The following is a 16,208-nucleotide window of genomic DNA, read 5'->3' on the forward strand; positions in this document are numbered from 1 at the left end:
TTCTTCCGATCTACATGCCAATGACACACGACGCAAAAGAACTCGAAGAAAACCACGCAAAGGGAGCCAAAACTCTGGAAGCCTGTCTTGACCAGGGCAAAAACGTTGTCTTCCTGACACTTGGAGATCCTTGTGTATACTCCACTTTTTCCTATCTGCAGCACCGTGTGGAGGCTGACGGATATCACACAGAGCTGGTGAGCGGGATCACTTCTTTCTGTGCCGCTGCTGCCCGCCTGAACATTTCTCTTTCCGAGTGGAATGAGCAGCTTCATATCGTGCCGGCTGTTCACCGCCTGGACAGCGACCTCAGCGAATCCGGCAACTATATACTCATGAAATCAGGCAAAAAGATGAACCAGGTCAAGGAAATCCTCGCAAAGAGCGACCGTGATGTCCTGATGGTCGAGAACTGCGGTATGCCAGAAGAACATATTTACAGAAGTGTTGAGGAGATTCCGGATGATGCAGGTTATTATTCCCTGATCATCGCAAAGGAGAAAAAATAAAAATGATCGAAACCAGAAATCTGACCAAGACATTTGATAATTTCACAGCCGTGGATTCCCTGGATCTCAAGATTGAAACGGGAGAGTTTTTCGGTCTTCTTGGTCCGAACGGTGCAGGAAAGACAACGACGATCAGTCTTCTGTCCACCCTGCTCCTTCCTACAAAGGGAGAGATTCTGATCGATGGCCAGACACTGAAACGAAACCGCCCGGACCTGAAACGCAAGATCAGCGTGATCACCCAGGAATATTCCATGCGCCAGGATATGACCATGGACGAGATCATGGAATATCAGGGCAGGCTTTATTTCATGCCGCGCAAGGAGATCAAACGGCGTACAGAGGAACTTCTGGAGTTCTGTGACCTGATCAAATTCCGCAGACGTACCGTCCGCAAGCTTTCCGGCGGTATGAAGCGTAAACTGATGGTCTGCCGTGCCCTTCTTACAGATCCGGAGATCCTTCTTCTGGATGAGCCGACCGCCGGAATGGACGCGCTTTCCAGACGACAGATGTGGAACCTTCTCCGCAAGCTGAACGGCAAAAACCTGACGATCCTTCTGACCACACACTATATGGAAGAAGCCCAGAACCTCTGCAACCGCGTCGCCCTGATGGATCACGGTAAACTTGAGGAAATCAGCACACCTTCCGCATTGATCGAGAGTCTTGGAGCCTACACGATCGATGAGCCCGGACCGGATGGAAATACCGTCAGCCGCTATTTCCACAGCCGTCAAGAAGCCATTGATTATCTGTCCGGCATTCCGGGACAGGCTTCTCTTCGTGAGACCACACTGGAAGATGTATTTGTGGAACGTGCCGGCCGTCATCTGATGCCGTCATAAAGGGAGGTCAATTATGGGAATTATAACGATTTTATGGGAAAAATGGGTAGAATTCCGCAGAGATTTCTACAAGATCACCCTGGCAGCCATGATCGCGCCTCTGATGTATCTTGTCGTATTTGGAATGGGGATCCAGACAACGTCCCACGGACAGCCTTATCTGAATTTCCTGATCCCCGGTGTCGTATCTCTGACGACCATGAACGGAAGTTTCAATGCGATCGCCCAGAACCTGAACGTACAGAGACTGTACGAAAAAGCATTCGACCAGGTCATGATCTCACCGACGCCTCTGTGGCAGTTTATTGCCGGTCAGATCATCGGAGGAAGTCTCCGTGGATTTTATGCCGGAGGTGTGATCCTGATCCTGACTCTGCCGATCGACACAGGACTGATCTTCAATGGATGGTCCTTCCTGGTGATGTTCTTAAACGGAGCAGTGTTTTCTGCGATCGGAGTGGTTGTTTCTTTCCTTGCAAAAAACCACGCCGATGTACCGCGTTTTTCCAACTACATCATCATGCCGATGGCTTATCTTTGCAACACCTTCTTTTCCACTGAGAAGCTTCCTGGCTTTATCGGAAAGTTCGTAGCCGCGCTTCCGCTTTCCCAGACAAGCCACATGATCCGAAGCATTTCTGCTGGTGAAGGCTTTGCATTTTCGGGAATTGTGATCCTGCTTGTTTACCTTCTGGTATTTACAGGGATCGCCTCCTGGTTTATCTATAAGAAAAAGAATCTGTAACTGTTCAGTACCCTTACAGTTACGAGTCAAAATGCATTCCAGATCACCTTCGGTGATAGCATTTTGCCTTGTATGTCTCGGGATTTTGGCAAAAAACATGCCAAAACACCTCGCGGGATACTACCTACTAAATAGTTACAAGAATCTTTAAATAAAAAATACCCGCCGGATCGATCGACTGCGACCACCGGCGGGTATTTTTCTGTTATTTTACATCTGCAAGTTCATAGAGATAAGTTTCGAAACAGATTCCTTCATTTCGATCTGTTCCTTCTTCTACAGCATCATGGATTCCTTTTGCAAGGAAATTCACCGCTTTCTGTACGGAAGCAGCGGTATCAGTCCCCTTGACCATCCCTGCACTTAAGATAGAAGCAAACAGATCTCCCGTACCAGAATAGCTGCCGCCCTCTTTCTTCGTTGTCACCCAGGTCTGCGCTGCTTTTTTGCAGATAAGGTTGCTGATGTACTTCGCACCATCTTCTTCATGGCTGATGCCCGTGATCACGGCTTCCACATCAAATTTCTCTGTAAGCAGGCTGCCGATCGTCTGGACATATTTCAGAAATTCCTCTCCGGAGAAACCGGAAATCTTCTGCCATTCTGTGTGCATTTCTTCTCTTCCATAGAGAAGAAGCAACGATTCCGTGATGTTCGGAGTGATCACTGCTGCCTCTCTGACAAGCATTCTCATCTTTTCGCACAGTTCTTCTGTATAGATCGGGTATTCCTCCCCATCATCACCCATGACCGGGTCAACGAGGACTTTTGTTTCTTTTTTCTTAAATCTCTGTATAAAATCCACCGCCTTGTCTGCCTGTGCAGCATCAGCCAGGAATCCTGTATAAATGCCATCCGGGTGAAAATCCATCTTCTGCCATTCGTCCATCAGGATATCCATACGGTCTGTATAATCATCACAATAATAAGACGGAAAACCGGTCTGTGCACTCAAAATAGCAGTAGGAAGCGGACATGCCTGCACCCCCATCACCGAGATCACCGGTATCGCTGCTGTCAGGGAGCATTTTCCCATCCCGGACAGGTCATTGAGAACTGCAATTTTCTTCAAAGTATTGTCTCCTTGTCTTGCTTTTTGTCATATTCTGATTTAGAATAGCACCTAAGTGTATTTATAAAAATAACCACTTTTATTCATTTTTGAGGGGACAGTTTATGAGTCTAGCATTCCATTCCACCAAAGAAAGCCTGTATCTCCAGGTATACGACCATTACAAAAATCTGATCATGGAGCATCGCATTCCTGCCGGAAGCCGTATGCCTTCCCTGCGTAAATGCGCCACAGAACTGAAACTCAGCCGCACCACGATCGAGAATGCCTACCTTCAGCTTGCCGCAGACGGCTACATCGTCGCCCGTGCCCAGAGCGGTTACTACGTAACCAGTATCGCCGACCAGAAACCAGTGTCCACCGCTTCCTGGCATGCAGATCTTCCGCCGGTGCAGTATGATTTTGCCTCCAACGGTGTCGACCGGGAAAGCTTTCGCTTCGATCTGTGGCAGCGTTATATCAAGAGTGCGCTGCGCCAGAGTGACCGTCTTCTCTCTTACGGCGAACCGCAGGGTGAGGCGGATCTCCGTCAGGTGCTCGCTGACTATATCCGACAGCGGAGGAATGTCAACTGCTCTGCCGATGATATCGTGATCGGAGCCGGTGTGCAGAGTCTTCTGAACCTTCTCTGTCCTCTGATCCGGGACAGAAAGTCCGTTTCTTTCCCGAATGCTTCTTTTGTACAGGGAAGTACGATCTTTGCAGGCTATGGTTTTGAAGTGCAGTACCGCAACAAGGACTGTGATGTCATCTACGTTTCTCCTGCCCATATGACCAAATGGGGCGAGATCATGCCGGTCAGCCGCCGTATGGAACTGGTACATTACGCGGCTCAGAAGGGCAGCCTGATCATCGAGGATGACTTTGAGAATGAATTCGTCAATTTTCAGCGGCCGACCCCGTCCCTTTTTAACCTTGCCGGTGGACATGGAGTTGTTTATATCGGGTCATTTTCCCGTCTGCTGCTTCCGTCGATCCGCTTAAGTTTCATGGTCCTGCCACCGAATCTTTCCAGGAAATACGCTGCTGTCGCAGACCGCTACAGCCAGACTGCCTCCAAGGCTGAACAGATCGCACTTTGCCAGTTTATCCGCGACGGTCACCTGACTTCACAGACCAAAAAGCTCAAGAAACTCTACGCGCAGAAACTCAAAAAACTGAAAAACGAAGTGCGGAACACCTTTGGCAGTGACTGTACGATCCAGACAGGTGCCGCCGGAACAAGCCTCGCATTGACTGTTCCCTACGCCCGGACCGGCCTGGAACTAAAAAAAGAAACCCGCATGAAGGGCTTCGATCTGCTGATTCTCGAGGAAGGCGCAGACACGATCACGCTCCTGCTTTCCTGTTCCTCGATCCCCGCAGACGATTTTGCCCCGGCATGCCGGCTCCTGAAAGAACTTCTTAATAAATAATGATCACCTGACACCTGTCCCTCCTTTTCTCTGGAACAGGTGTTTTTCTTTAATCCCTTCGATTGTCGATCATGTACAAAAGTGCATTGCAGATGCAGGCTGCGATATTGCTGCCGCCCTTGCGTCCTCTTGCAACGATATACGGTGCTCCGGACTGCATAATCAGTTCCTTGGACTGCACCACATTGACAAATCCTACCGGAACACCGATGATCAGTTCCGGATCCAGTTTGCCGTCCTCGATCAGTTCATAGAGACGCACCAGTGCCGTCGGCGCATTTCCGATCGCGAAGATCAGCTTTTTATCGAGAGTAGCTGCTTTGTCCATGCTTGCAGTCGCTCTCGTGGTTCCGTTTTCTTTTGCGGTCTTTGCCACATCTTCATCGGACATGAAGCAGTAAACCTCACCGCCATAACGGGCAAGGGCGCGTTTGTTAATGCCGGATTTAGCCATCTGTGTGTCTGTGACGATGCAGGCTCCGTTTTTGATCGCATCCATTGCCTTCTCGATAACATCCGGGGAAAAACAAAGATTTCTGGCATAGTCAAAATCTGCACTTGTATGGATGCAGCGTTTCACCACCAGTTCTGTTCCCGGGAGCAGCGGGGTATCCCCGAGTTCTTCCGTGATGATCTCAAAGCTTCTCTTCTCGATGTCCATCGGTTTTACATTTTCAAGTTCTACTTTCATCAGGCTTTCTCCTCCTCGATTCCCTCGTCCAGTATCTCATAGATTTTTTTCATGTCCAGATGTTTCCGCAGTTCTGCTGCCAGGATATCATACTGTGTCTCCTTAAATGCTGCAAAATCCACGCCCTCCATCTCGGATACATCGATTCCCTTTTTGTCGCCCACCGCTTTTACGAGACCGAGTGCAACTTCTTCCTTGTCGAAGATTCCATGCACATAAGTACCGCAGATATTGTGGTAGAACGTACCTTCTCTCTTCTCGTTTCCTGTCACGGTATCCTTCGTAAAGGTGCTGGCAGAGGCGTCCTCTTTCCAGGTGCTCTCGCCCATATGGATCTCATATCCTGTAAATTCGACATCTTTAAGCGGTGCATAATCGCCTTCCAGGGAAAGGAAACGTCCGGTAACCTGTGTCCTTGTCTTTTTCTCCGCAAATACGGTATCCATCGGCAGAAGTCCCATTCCACGCATGGAACCTCCCGCTTCCACACCATGCGGATCACTTAAAGTCTCGCCCAGCATCTGATAGCCGCCGCAGACACCAAAGATCAGGGTACCGGAAGCTGCTGCCTTGAGGATCAGAGCCTCCATCCCGCTCTCACGGAGCCACTTAAGGTCATCCATCGTATTCTTTGTTCCCGGAAGGAAGATCACATCCGGATTCTTAAGGTCGGACGGATGCTGTACATAGCGAAGAGAAACTCCCGGTATGCTCTCCAGTGGGTTAAAATCTGTGAAATTGGAGATCCTCGGCACACGGATGACTGCCATATCGATCATCCCAACTTCCTGCGGACGGTCAAAACGCTCTGTCAGGCTGTCCTCGTCCTCCACCTGGATGTTAAGATACGGTGCGACACCGACAACCGGGATCCTGCATTTGCTCTCCAGCATCTCCACGCCCGGATCAAGGATCGTCTTATCACCGCGGAATTTGTTGATGATCAGACCCTTTATCATCTTTCGCTCGTCTTCCTCCAGAAGCTCCACGGTTCCGTAAAGCTGTGCAAACACACCGCCGCGGTCGATATCTCCGACCAGAAGGACCGGTGCTTTTGCCATCTTCGCCATTCCCATGTTTACGATATCCTCTTTTTTGAGGTTGATCTCTGCCGGGCTTCCTGCACCTTCGATCACGATGATATCATTCTCTGCTGCAAGTACATCAAATGCTTTCATGATGTCCGGGACAAGTTTTTTCTTGTAAGCAAAATAATCCCTTGCGCTCATTGTGCCAAGGACTTCTCCGTTTACAATGACCTGAGAGCCCACATCGTTGGTCGGTTTCAGAAGGATCGGGTTCATAAGGACGGACGGTTCGATCCCAGCAGCCTCTGCCTGCATGACCTGCGCTCTTCCCATCTCCAGTCCTTCCTTTGTGATAAAGGAATTCAATGCCATATTCTGTGACTTAAAGGGAGCCACACGGTATCCATCCTGTTTAAAGATACGGCAGAGTCCCGCTGCCAGAAGGCTCTTGCCCGCATTTGACATCGTTCCCTGCACCATGATCGCTTTTGCCATTTTACTCCTCCCCCTCTTCTTCCTGTGTTTTCTTTCTTGCTTCCATGAGACCGTCATGGATTGCCTGGATCAGACGCTCATTTTCCTCATGGGTGCGTACTGCCACTCTGTAAAATCCCTTACCAAGTCCCGGATAGTTACTGCAGTCGCGGATCAGAACATTCTGTCCCACGCAGATCTCAAAAAGATCTTCCGGTCCCTTGAAAAACAGATAATTTGCCTGAGAAGGAAAAACGGTCATCCCAAGCTTATATAATTCTTCACTTAAATATTCAGATTCCGCAAAGATCAGTTTTCTCGCTCTTTCGACATATTCGACTTCACCAAGTGCCGCAATTCCTGCCGCCTGTGCAGGAATCGAAATATTCCATGGCTGTGTAGCCTGTGTCATCTTTTCAAGAAGTTCCTCATTTTCTGTAATTCCATATCCAAGACGCACACCCGCCATCGCATAACGCTTTGTAAATGCTTTGAGAAGAAACAGATTGTGATACCTCGGAAGCTGTGCCTTGAGGCTGTACTGTCCCGGTTCGCGGATAAAATCCTGAAAACATTCATCCACCACCAGAAAGATTCCCATTTCCCGGCAGACACGGAGCAGTCTGAACAGAAATTCTCTGTCCGTCAGTATCCCCGTCGGATTGTTGGGATTACAAAGAAATACCATATCCAGATCTTTGTGCAGCCAGTCAATAAAACTATCCTGAACACGGAATTCATCTTCTTCCTTGAGAAGCACATGCTCCACCTCTGCCCCGACACTTTCCAGTGCCTGCTCATATTCTGCAAATGTAGGAATCGGAATCAGTGCTTTCTTCGGTTTGAGTGCATGGCACAGTGAAAAGACCAGCTCCGCCGCACCGTTTCCACAGATGATATTCTCCGGTTTGACATCCTCATAGGCAGCGATTGCTTCTTTCAGCGGCGCGTATCCCACCTGCGGATAGTCTTTGAGATGGTCCAGACTGTCCCGGACTGCCTGCTTGACACTCTCCGGTGTTCCAAGGGGATTACAGTTTGCAGAAAAATCAAGACAGTTTTTGTAAGTATAGATATTTCCCCCATGTACGTGTTTCATTTCATTTCTCCTTTGCTGCCTGTTGTGGTATTACAGGATCCAGAACCCGACGGCGATGCGGATGATAAGGCAGATCAGAATGCCAAGAAAAGCAGTTCCGTACATCAGACGGTTGGAGCGTCTGATATCCTCCGGTTCCACAGCGCGAATCGGGTCTCCGATCGTCGGTTTTTCGTATAATTTGCCAAAATAGCAGGCATTGCCGGCAAGCTGTACGTCAAGCGCTCCTGCCATTGCTGCCTCTGTCTGTGCAGAGTTCGGGCTTGCATGGTTTCTTCTGTCTCTCCGGTAGATCTTTGCTGCGTTTTTGCCATCCATTCCACAGACAAAAGCTGCCGCAACCATCAGCCAGCCAGAGATCCTTGCCGGAAAAAAGTTTGCCACATCATCAAGCTTGGCACTGCATCTTCCAAAGTACAGATACTTGTCATTTTTGTAGCCGAGCATGGAATCCATGGTATTGATCCCTTTATAAAGAAACATCAGCGGTGCGCCGCCGATCGCCATATAGATCATCGGAGCGATCACACCGTCAGAACAGTTCTCTGCCACAGTCTCCACGGCTGCCTTTGTGACACCTGTATCGGTGAGTTCCTGGGTATCACGTCCTACGATCATGGACACTGCATAACGCGCCTCCTCGATCGTACCGTTTACCAGCCGGTCATAGACCTTCATGCTCTCATCCTTTAACGATCTGGTAGCAAGGAGCTGGTAGCACCAGAATGTCTCCAGGATCACACCCGCCACCGGGAAATGTCCGTACAGAAGAGACAGGAGCACAGCCGGCACGCCAAAGGAAAACAGACAGACAAGAATCGTTTCCACAACTCCGCCAGCCAGTTCTCCTGCATTTGTCTTCGGAAAGATCCTGCGGATTCCCTTTTCAAGAACGGAGATCAGATTTCCGATCAGGCAGACCGGATGATACAGCCACCTGGGATCTCCAAATATCAGATCAAGTAAAAACCCTGCTGCCAGGGCTATCGTATGATAGATCACATTTGTCACTCTTCCTGACCTTCCTGCTTGCAGGAACATCGTTGTTTTTTGTATGCGAGGCATTTTTTAAGAAATGCCTTCGGTACTTCGGGATTTCCATAATAATAAAGATGTGGAAAACCAGCCAGCATCGTGTCCGTTCCATGGATACAGTCCCATCCACGCTTACTCTCCGGCTTCGCCGCATGAAAATCCCCGCCGCAGTTTTCGGAATCAAAATAGTGGAACTCATGTGCCGGGATCTCTCCGAAATCTTCCATTCCAAGAGCCGGCTTTTTCTGTGTCAGTGTCACATAGCCAAATCTGGAAAGTTTCGGTGTGCGGTATGCTTTTCCCGGGATCACCCCTGCCATCTGGTAGAAGTTCCCATCCATGCCCTCCATTTCCTTGTGGAGATACATAAAGCCTCCGCATTCTGCCATACATGGCATCCCTGCTTTCAGTTTTTCCCGTATCATGTCTTTCATTGTGGTATTTTGTTCCAGTTTTTTTCCGTTTAATTCCGGATAGCCGCCGTATAACAAAAGCCCGTCCAGATCATCCGGAAGCTGCTTATCTTCCATCGGTGAAAATGGAACAATCTCTGCCCCCATCTCGCCCAGAAGACGGAAATTGTCTGCATAGAAAAAGCAGAACGCCTCATCCTCCGCAACGCCGATACGCACCGGCTCGGAGAGTCTGAAATCGGTCACTGACTCCGGCTTCGCATCCAGAAGATCCGGTGCCTCGCCCGCCAGTTCCAGGATCCGGTCGATGTCAAGTGTCTCTTCCAGAACGCCTGCAAGCTTATGAAGCCTGTCTTTCAGTTCCGGGATCTCATCCGGAAGGACCAGACCAAGATGTCTGCTTTCGATCACACAGTCCTCAACCTTCGGTACATAACCAAGAACCGCAACACCCAGTTCTTCTTCCAGAAGTTTCTTCATTCTCGGATAGAGCATGGGAGACATCTGGTTAAAGATCACACCTTTGATGTGGCTGTCCTTCTTATATTCCAGGAAACCTTTGACATAGGCAGCCAGGGACACACTCATCCCACGGCTGTTTACGATCAGGATGACTGGTGTATCGGTCACTTTGGCAAGGTCATAGGCACTGGCTGTGGTCGTAGTTCCCGCAACGCCGTCATAAAAGCCCATGACACCTTCCATGACTGCGATCTCACAGTCTCTGGCATTTCGGGTCAGAAGATATTTCGTTACCTCTGATCCTGTAAAAAAGGTGTCCAGATTCCGGGACTTTGTCCCGATCACCCGGCTGTGGAACATCGGATCGATGTAATCCGGCCCGCATTTAAAGGACGCCGTCTTAAGACCGCGCTCCACCAGTGCTTCAAGAAGCCCGCAGGTGATCAGGGTCTTGCCGCTTCCGCTGGAGCCTGCTGCCAGAAGGATTCTCGGGATCTTCATACCTGTTCCTCCTGTGTTTCGGATTTCTCGTGTGCCTGTACCGTGATGATATAGATTGGATTTTCGCCCATCATCATATGGTAACGTCCGATATTTTTGGATCTGGAAGCGCAGAGCTGTACGACTTCGCTCTCGCACTGATAAGTTTCCTGCTTCTCAAGTTCACGGATGCAGTCAAGTGCCTCGCCCACGGTTTCCAGAGTAATGCAGTTGATCACAATACGCACCTGTGGGTTCTTATTCAGCAGAAGCTCCACGATCTCCTTCATATTTCCGGAAGATCCGCCAATAAAAGCGTGTGTCGGCACAGGAAGTTCCTCAAGTGCCTCCGGTGCGGTTCCCGGAACGATGTACATATGGTCCAGTGCAAATTTCTTCTTATTCTCCTGAAGGAGTGCCAGGGCATCCTCCTTTTTCTCGATCGCATAGACCCCGCCTTCAGATGCGCGAAGTGCCATTTCGACAGAAACAGAACCTGTTCCTGCACCAATGTCGTAGCAGATGGCATCTTTTGGAAGTCTCAGTTTGGAGAGAGAAACGGTACGCACTTCTGTCTTGGTCATCGGTGCCTTGCCGCGGATAAATTCTTCGTCTGGAATTCCATGAGTTGCCAGTTCCAGTTCTGCCTGTGGATTATATGCACAGACTACGCTCAAAGGATCTCCCTCATAGGAAACAAGTTCTCTGGCTGGTTTCGCCAGGATCTTCTCGTTATCATAGGAAAGATTTTCTCCGACATGAAGAATAACGTCGCCCATTCCGTAAAATATAAGCTTCTCTGCCAGTTTACGCACTCCGTCACCCGTTCCGAGGATTGCAAAAACCTTGCGGTTCGTGCGGATCAGGGAAATGAGATTGCAGGTTTTTCCATGCGCGCTGACGATCTTTGCGTCGTCCCAGGACAGGCCGATCTTTGACATAAAATAAACCACAGATGAGATCCCACAGATCATTTCCGTATCCGGTCCGAGAAGTTCTGCAAGTTTCTTCGCCCCGCTGTAAAATCCAACATCACCGGAAAGTGCAACTACAACTTTGGTGTACTCCGGATGTGCGATCAGATACTCTGCGATCTCTTTGCTCCGATATTCATAAAAAACATCCTGTCCAGAAAGCCGGACAGCATCGACCATTCGCTTTGCGCCTACGATAAGATCCGCGTTTCGGACAGCTTCCTGACCCTCCTGCGTCAGAGTCTTCGGGCTTCCCATGCCGATTCCGAGAAGTGTGACCTTCTGTTTTCTGGTAAGTCCGTAGCGTTCGATCAGCATATGCCTGCATTCCCGCAGAGACAGACCCTCTTCTGCGAGAGGTCTTCCGATGATCACAACAGTTGCACCACAGGCTTCGGCCGCCTGGATCTTCTCAAGAAAGCCGCCGGCTTTGCCGGAATCCTTGGTAACCAGATATCTGCACTCATACTGCGTAAGCATCGCCCGATTCATTTCCATGGAAAAAGGTCCCTGCATCGCAATCAGGTTCCGGCCTTCAAAACCAAGTGCCTGACAGGATTCGATCACGGACGGAAGGGACAGCACTCTTGCAAACAAGCGCTCCTTATAATCCGGAACGGAGGTAAATGCCGCCAGTTCCTTGCTTCCTGTGGTCAGGAGAACATTCCCTGTAGTTCCTTTCAGGTACTCTGCCGCTGCCTGTGTATCCTTAACATAGACAGCGTTCTGCTGTCCGCTGCCTGTACGGAGGATCCTCGTATAAGAGACTTCGGCTTCCTCGCAGGCTTTTCGGATATTTCTTGTCACTTCTGCTGCGTAAGGATGTGTCGCATCCAGAACAAGTTCCGGTTTTTCTCTGGAAAAAAGCTCTTTCATCTCATTCTCGTCGAGACGTCCCGCCTGTACATGCAGACTGGAACTCTCTTTGAGGGATCTAGAACCATATTCTGTCGCCACGCATGCCAGCACCGGGATCTGGTTTTCACCGAGGAAACGACTGATCTCGTATCCTTCGGTCGTCCCGGCAAATACAATGACTTTATACATTCCTGTATCCTCGTGGTGTTACCATCTTGCCGTTGATTTCTTTTGTCTGAGAATTTCCGATAAATACGGTTGTAAACATATCCACCTGTGTGTCACGAAGTTCTTTCAGAGTCATCAGATGATATTCTTCTCCTTCACGTCCGATATTGCAGACAGTTCCGCAGACAGTGTCCGGGGATTTGTACTGCATCATCAGGTCACAAGCTTTCTGAAGATAATCATGACGTTTTTTGCTGGATGGGTTATAGAGACAGATCACGAAATCTGCCTGAGATGCGCCGAGAAGTCTTGCCTCGATCTTTTCCCACGGAGTGAGAAGGTCACTTAAACTGATGAGACAGAAATCATGGATCAGTGGTGCACCAAGGACTGCTGCCCCGCCAAGTGCTGCTGTGACACCAGGGACGATCTCAAGTTCTACTTCCGGATAATTTACGCCAACTTCATACATAAGGCCTGCCATACCGTAAACACCGGCATCTCCACTGCAGATCATGGAAACAACTTTGCCTTTCATTGCTTCCTCAAATGCCAGAACGCAGCGGTCAACTTCTTTTTTCATTGGTGTGGTCAGGAATTCTTTGTCCGGAAATGTGTCTTTGACAAGATCTACATAGACGGTATATCCGATAATCGCATCACTTTTTTTCAGAGCTTCCATTGCTATACCGGTCATCTGATCACAGCCTCCCGGTCCGATTCCTACAACATATATTTTATTCAAAATGTACCTCCCATTTCCGGAGTCCCAGAGCTGTCGTCACGCCCTCTCTCCCGGTCTTTTTTCTGATAAGGCTGCCATTGCCGGATGCAAGTACTGCGCTTCTCTCACAGACATTCTCTACGCCTGTGATGGTCCGGACAAAAGCAGATGGAGTAAATTCTCCTTTTACTTCTTTTAATTCTTCTTCTGTATAAGTGACAAAAGGGATCTTCCATTCCTCTGCCAGGGCATTAAGCCCAGGCTCGTCTTTCTTAAGGGAAATGCTTGCAAGATTTCCAACTGCCTGACGGTAGATATCCGCTTCCCTGAGGCAGTTCTCTGCTTCTCTCAGGATGACTTCTGTTTCTTTGTTCTTACGGCATCCCATTCCGAGTGTGACTGCCGGCGGAACTACCTGCGTGGTAGAGGCAAACGGCAGACAGGACGGGTGGATCGTAACCGCAACACCGATCTCCGGGGCAGTTCCTCCATCGAACGGGGTTCCATCCGCGCTGCACGCTGTCAGTCCTTCTGGAAGAGATCCTTCAAATGGAAATTCACTGTAAAATCCCACGGACTCACCCGCAAGCAGTGCCGCTGAGACTTCCTTCGCTGCTTTCATGAAGAAGATCTCACAGCCGTTTTTTTTGGCAAAAACATCAACTGCGAACCGCTTATGAAGGTCAGTCGCTGTCGTCACGATCGGCTGTGCCTCCAGAATCTCTGCCGTTTCAAGAGTCAGTGCATTCGCCCCGCCCAGGTGTCCGGACAAAAGTGAGATCACAAACTGTCCGCACTCATCCACGACAAGAACTGCCGGATCTGATTTCTTACTGGCAACCTGTGGTGCGATGCTGCGTACGGCGATCCCGCAGGCTCCGACAAAGATCATCCCGTCATCCTTCTGGAAATGCTCTGCTGTCCAGTTTCCTGTACTTTCCGTAACAGAATCTTCCAGATATTTACTCTTTTTGTAAAGTTTGGTGTGATACCCCTGTGCGTTCAGTCCTTCCTGGAGTTTCAGAGCTGTCTGAAATCCGGTAAGGCTGAAGCATATGATAGAAATATCCATATTATTCTTATTTGGTCGCTTCACGGAATTCTGTGGTAAATCCCGGATCATAAAGCTTGGAACGGTCGTACTGGGCTGCCTTGACAGAATCTCCGATGATCATAAGTGCAGTCTTGGTAATGTTGTTCTCTGCTGCTGTCTGTGCAAGTGTTCCGACTGTGCAGACAAATTTCTTCTCATCCGGCCAGGTTGCCTTGTAAACGATCGCTGCCGGTGTATCTGCTGTGTATCCGCCCTCGATCAGTCGTCTGCTCAGTTCTTCGAGCATTCCGGTACTCAAGAATATGACCATGGTTGCCTGATGTGCCGCAAAAGACTGGATGCTCTCCTTGCTCGGAACCGGTGTACGTCCTTCCATTCTGGTGATGATCACGCTCTGTGAGATCTCCGGAAGTGTGTACTCCAGATTCAGTGCACTTGCTGCACCGCAGAATGCGCTGACTCCTGGACAGTAATCGTAGGAAATCCCCTTCTCATCGAGAATGTCCATCTGCTCACGGATCGCACCGTAGATACACGGATCGCCGGTGTGAAGACGTACGGTCATCTTACCCTCTGCCTCTGCGTTTTCGATGACAGAAATTACTTCTTCCAGTGTCATCTTGGCACTGTTGTGGATCGTACATACGTCCTTGCTGTATTCAAGAAGCTGCGGATTTACAAGAGATCCTGCATAAATGATCACGTCCGCCTCCTCAAGATACTGTTTTCCTCTGACTGTGATAAGATCCGGTGCTCCCGGTCCTGCTCCTACAAAATGAACCATTATTCCTTTTCTCCTTTGCTAATTTTATCGATCAATTCCGCTGCATTTGCTGTCTGTCCGAGGTATCCATATTCATTGGAAAAGATCACTGCTCCGAGCAGGATCTGCTGGTAGGAGCGATGGTCCAGATAGAATTGGATCCTGTCTGTGATCTCCTTCATCGTTTCCTTAAGAATGTGGTTCTCGTCGAGGACTCGCAATGCTTCGTCTGTGGTATTACACTGCAGAATGGATCTGGCACATGCAAGATCCCCGCCTGCACGGATGGCATTGGAACAAAGTACCTCCATACGTGCATCTGCACTGTGTGAATGGGTGTTCATGATCCCTGCCGCAACCTTGACAAATTTGCCGATATGAGAGATAAAAAGAATCCCTTTCACGCCCATATCTACTGCCATGTCGATCGTCTCACCTACATAGTTGCTGCATTTGATGTTTTTTTCGAAAGGAAGCTCCATGTGCTCCCTCAGATAATCGGCTCCGTAGTTTCCAGGTGTCACAAGCATGTACTGCTCACCCATTGCTGCATGCTGTGTCATTTCCACCCGGATACTGTCGATCAGAGCTTTCTCACTCATAGGCTCTACGATACCGGATGTTCCAAGAATCGATATTCCGCCCACGATTCCCAGACGGGGATTGAAGGTCTTTCTGGCTATCTTCTCCCCTTCCGGCACAGAGATCGTCACTTTGAGTCCGCCCTCATAGTGATACTGATCTGCAATTTCTTCGACTGCCTGTAAGATCATAGCTCTCGGCACCGGATTGATCGCAGCCTCCCCGACCTTCTGGGAAAGCCCGGGCTTCGTCACCCGTCCTACTCCGATACCTCCATCTATCACGATGCGGTCTTCCATATCTGACCGTATCAAAAATTTCTCAACTTTCGCATAAACCAGGATTCCATTTGTGGTATCCGGATCGTCTCCTGCATCCTTACGGACCGCGCAGCTTGCCGCGTTCTCACTTCGTTTCCTGTCCAGGATCTCCAGGTGAAGAAGGATTCCCTTCGGAGTCATCAGCTCCACTTCACTGATCTCATCCTCTCCAAGCAGAAGTCGTACTGCTCCCCTGGCAGCCCCAGCCGCACAGGAACCAGTCGTATAACCAAAGCGTAATTTCTTCTGGTTTCTGATTACATAATAATCTTCCAGTCCGTTTTTCTGTACCATAAATCTCCTCCTTGTATCCGCTCACTAATTATATTATTTTGTATAAAAAAAGTCAACGAAATGCACCTGTTTTCGGGCAATGCCCAAAAGTCAACATAACAGGCACTTCCGGCATCGGGAATGCTTCATAACATATAAATCGATGCCGGATGATTGTTAGAAGAGAAAATTGGCCGGAGCTTACACAAAAAAGGCCGACC

The 16,208-nt window shown here is 49.2% G+C and carries 15 protein-coding genes; 4 read left to right on the forward strand and 11 right to left on the reverse strand.

The genetic code is table 11. The annotated features are described in order from the left end of the window. From QZL69_RS10945 to QZL69_RS10955, 3 genes are all read left to right on the forward strand, one after another. A partial coding sequence (locus tag QZL69_RS10945) for a precorrin-2 C(20)-methyltransferase (RefSeq protein ID WP_291519435.1) occupies positions 1 to 509 on the forward strand: 509 nt, incomplete at its 5' end. 2 nt (positions 510 to 511) lie between these two features. After that, positions 512 to 1,357 (forward strand): ABC transporter ATP-binding protein, encoded by an 846-nt coding sequence (locus tag QZL69_RS10950; RefSeq protein WP_022215245.1) that lies wholly within the window; start codon positions 512 to 514, stop codon positions 1,355 to 1,357. Between the two features lie 13 nt (positions 1,358 to 1,370). Continuing rightward, complete coding sequence (locus tag QZL69_RS10955; protein ID WP_022215246.1) at positions 1,371 to 2,102, forward strand: ABC transporter permease; 732 nt, start codon at positions 1,371 to 1,373, stop codon at positions 2,100 to 2,102. 205 nt (positions 2,103 to 2,307) lie between these two features. Here QZL69_RS10955 and QZL69_RS10960 read toward each other — a convergent pair whose 3' ends face one another. Then, complete coding sequence (locus QZL69_RS10960; RefSeq protein ID WP_022215247.1) at positions 2,308 to 3,174, reverse strand: pyridoxamine kinase; 867 nt, start codon at positions 3,172 to 3,174, stop codon at positions 2,308 to 2,310. Positions 3,175 to 3,278: 104 nt separating this feature from the next. On the opposite strand from QZL69_RS10960, the gene pdxR reads away from it, so the two are divergent. Continuing rightward, on the forward strand, positions 3,279 to 4,589 hold the full coding sequence (gene pdxR / locus QZL69_RS10965; RefSeq protein WP_022215248.1) for a MocR-like pyridoxine biosynthesis transcription factor PdxR: 1,311 nt from the start codon (positions 3,279 to 3,281) through the stop codon (positions 4,587 to 4,589). A 49-nt stretch (positions 4,590 to 4,638) separates the two neighbouring features. Here pdxR and QZL69_RS10970 read toward each other — a convergent pair whose 3' ends face one another. From QZL69_RS10970 to cbiD, 10 genes are read right to left on the reverse strand one after another with little or no spacing between them, the layout of a single operon-like run. After that, on the reverse strand, positions 4,639 to 5,280 hold the full coding sequence (locus QZL69_RS10970) for a precorrin-8X methylmutase (protein ID WP_022215249.1): 642 nt from the start codon (positions 5,278 to 5,280) through the stop codon (positions 4,639 to 4,641). Further along, complete coding sequence (locus QZL69_RS10975; RefSeq protein WP_022215250.1) at positions 5,280 to 6,803, reverse strand: cobyric acid synthase; 1,524 nt, start codon at positions 6,801 to 6,803, stop codon at positions 5,280 to 5,282. Before QZL69_RS10975 ends, QZL69_RS10970 begins: the two co-directional genes overlap by 1 nt. Before the next feature lies 1 nt (position 6,804). Further along, positions 6,805 to 7,881, reverse strand: a complete 1,077-nt coding sequence (cobD, locus tag QZL69_RS10980; RefSeq protein WP_022215251.1) for a threonine-phosphate decarboxylase CobD — start codon at positions 7,879 to 7,881, stop codon at positions 6,805 to 6,807. Between the two features lie 30 nt (positions 7,882 to 7,911). Beyond that, positions 7,912 to 8,892 carry an adenosylcobinamide-phosphate synthase CbiB gene (gene cbiB, locus QZL69_RS10985; RefSeq protein ID WP_022215252.1) on the reverse strand — a complete coding sequence of 327 codons (981 nt, stop codon included), beginning with the start codon at positions 8,890 to 8,892 and terminating at the stop codon, positions 7,912 to 7,914. Further along, entirely contained in the window at positions 8,889 to 10,292 is a 1,404-nt protein-coding gene (locus tag QZL69_RS10990) for a cobyrinate a,c-diamide synthase (RefSeq protein ID WP_022215253.1), read from the reverse strand. The genes cbiB and QZL69_RS10990 overlap by 4 nt, the downstream gene beginning before the upstream one ends. Then, positions 10,289 to 12,292: a precorrin-6A reductase gene (gene cobK / locus QZL69_RS10995; protein ID WP_022215254.1), complete on the reverse strand. Its 2,004-nt coding sequence runs from the start codon at positions 12,290 to 12,292 to the stop codon at positions 10,289 to 10,291. Before cobK ends, QZL69_RS10990 begins: the two co-directional genes overlap by 4 nt. Next, the gene (gene cobJ, locus QZL69_RS11000; RefSeq protein WP_022215255.1) at positions 12,285 to 13,016 is read right to left on the reverse strand and encodes a precorrin-3B C(17)-methyltransferase; all 732 of its coding nucleotides are present in this window, start codon (positions 13,014 to 13,016) and stop codon (positions 12,285 to 12,287) included. The genes cobK and cobJ overlap by 8 nt, the downstream gene beginning before the upstream one ends. Next, positions 13,009 to 14,091, reverse strand: a complete 1,083-nt coding sequence (locus QZL69_RS11005; RefSeq protein WP_330361775.1) for a cobalt-precorrin 5A hydrolase — start codon at positions 14,089 to 14,091, stop codon at positions 13,009 to 13,011. The genes cobJ and QZL69_RS11005 overlap by 8 nt, the downstream gene beginning before the upstream one ends. Continuing rightward, entirely contained in the window at positions 14,075 to 14,833 is a 759-nt protein-coding gene (gene cobM / locus QZL69_RS11010; protein WP_022215257.1) for a precorrin-4 C(11)-methyltransferase, read from the reverse strand. Before cobM ends, QZL69_RS11005 begins: the two co-directional genes overlap by 17 nt. Then, a complete protein-coding gene (gene cbiD / locus QZL69_RS11015) occupies positions 14,833 to 16,008 on the reverse strand; it encodes a cobalt-precorrin-5B (C(1))-methyltransferase CbiD (RefSeq protein WP_022215258.1) in 1,176 nt (391 codons plus the stop codon). Before cbiD ends, cobM begins: the two co-directional genes overlap by 1 nt. Positions 16,009 to 16,208: the final 200 nt, after the last annotated feature.

The organism is Blautia sp. CAG:237 (assembly GCF_000436615.1).
Taxonomy (GTDB): domain Bacteria; phylum Bacillota; class Clostridia; order Lachnospirales; family Lachnospiraceae; genus Blautia_A; species Blautia_A intestinihominis.

Bases quoted from the DNA above. Each gene is read 5' to 3' on its own strand.
- QZL69_RS10990 (WP_022215253.1), bottom strand. From the start codon at position 10,292: ATGAAGATCCCGAGAATCCTTCTGGCAGCAGGCTCCAGCGGAAGCGGC.
- QZL69_RS10970 (WP_022215249.1), bottom strand. From the start codon at position 5,280: ATGAAAGTAGAACTTGAAAATGTAAAACCGATGGACATCGAGAAGAGA.
- QZL69_RS10955 (WP_022215246.1), top strand. From the start codon at position 1,371: ATGGGAATTATAACGATTTTATGGGAAAAATGGGTAGAATTCCGCAGA.
- cbiD (WP_022215258.1), bottom strand. From the start codon at position 16,008: ATGGTACAGAAAAACGGACTGGAAGATTATTATGTAATCAGAAACCAG.
- cobK (WP_022215254.1), bottom strand. From the start codon at position 12,292: ATGTATAAAGTCATTGTATTTGCCGGGACGACCGAAGGATACGAGATC.
- QZL69_RS10975 (WP_022215250.1), bottom strand. From the start codon at position 6,803: ATGGCAAAAGCGATCATGGTGCAGGGAACGATGTCAAATGCGGGCAAG.
- cobM (WP_022215257.1), bottom strand. From the start codon at position 14,833: ATGGTTCATTTTGTAGGAGCAGGACCGGGAGCACCGGATCTTATCACA.
- cobD (WP_022215251.1), bottom strand. From the start codon at position 7,881: ATGAAACACGTACATGGGGGAAATATCTATACTTACAAAAACTGTCTT.
- QZL69_RS10950 (WP_022215245.1), top strand. From the start codon at position 512: ATGATCGAAACCAGAAATCTGACCAAGACATTTGATAATTTCACAGCC.
- pdxR (WP_022215248.1), top strand. From the start codon at position 3,279: ATGAGTCTAGCATTCCATTCCACCAAAGAAAGCCTGTATCTCCAGGTA.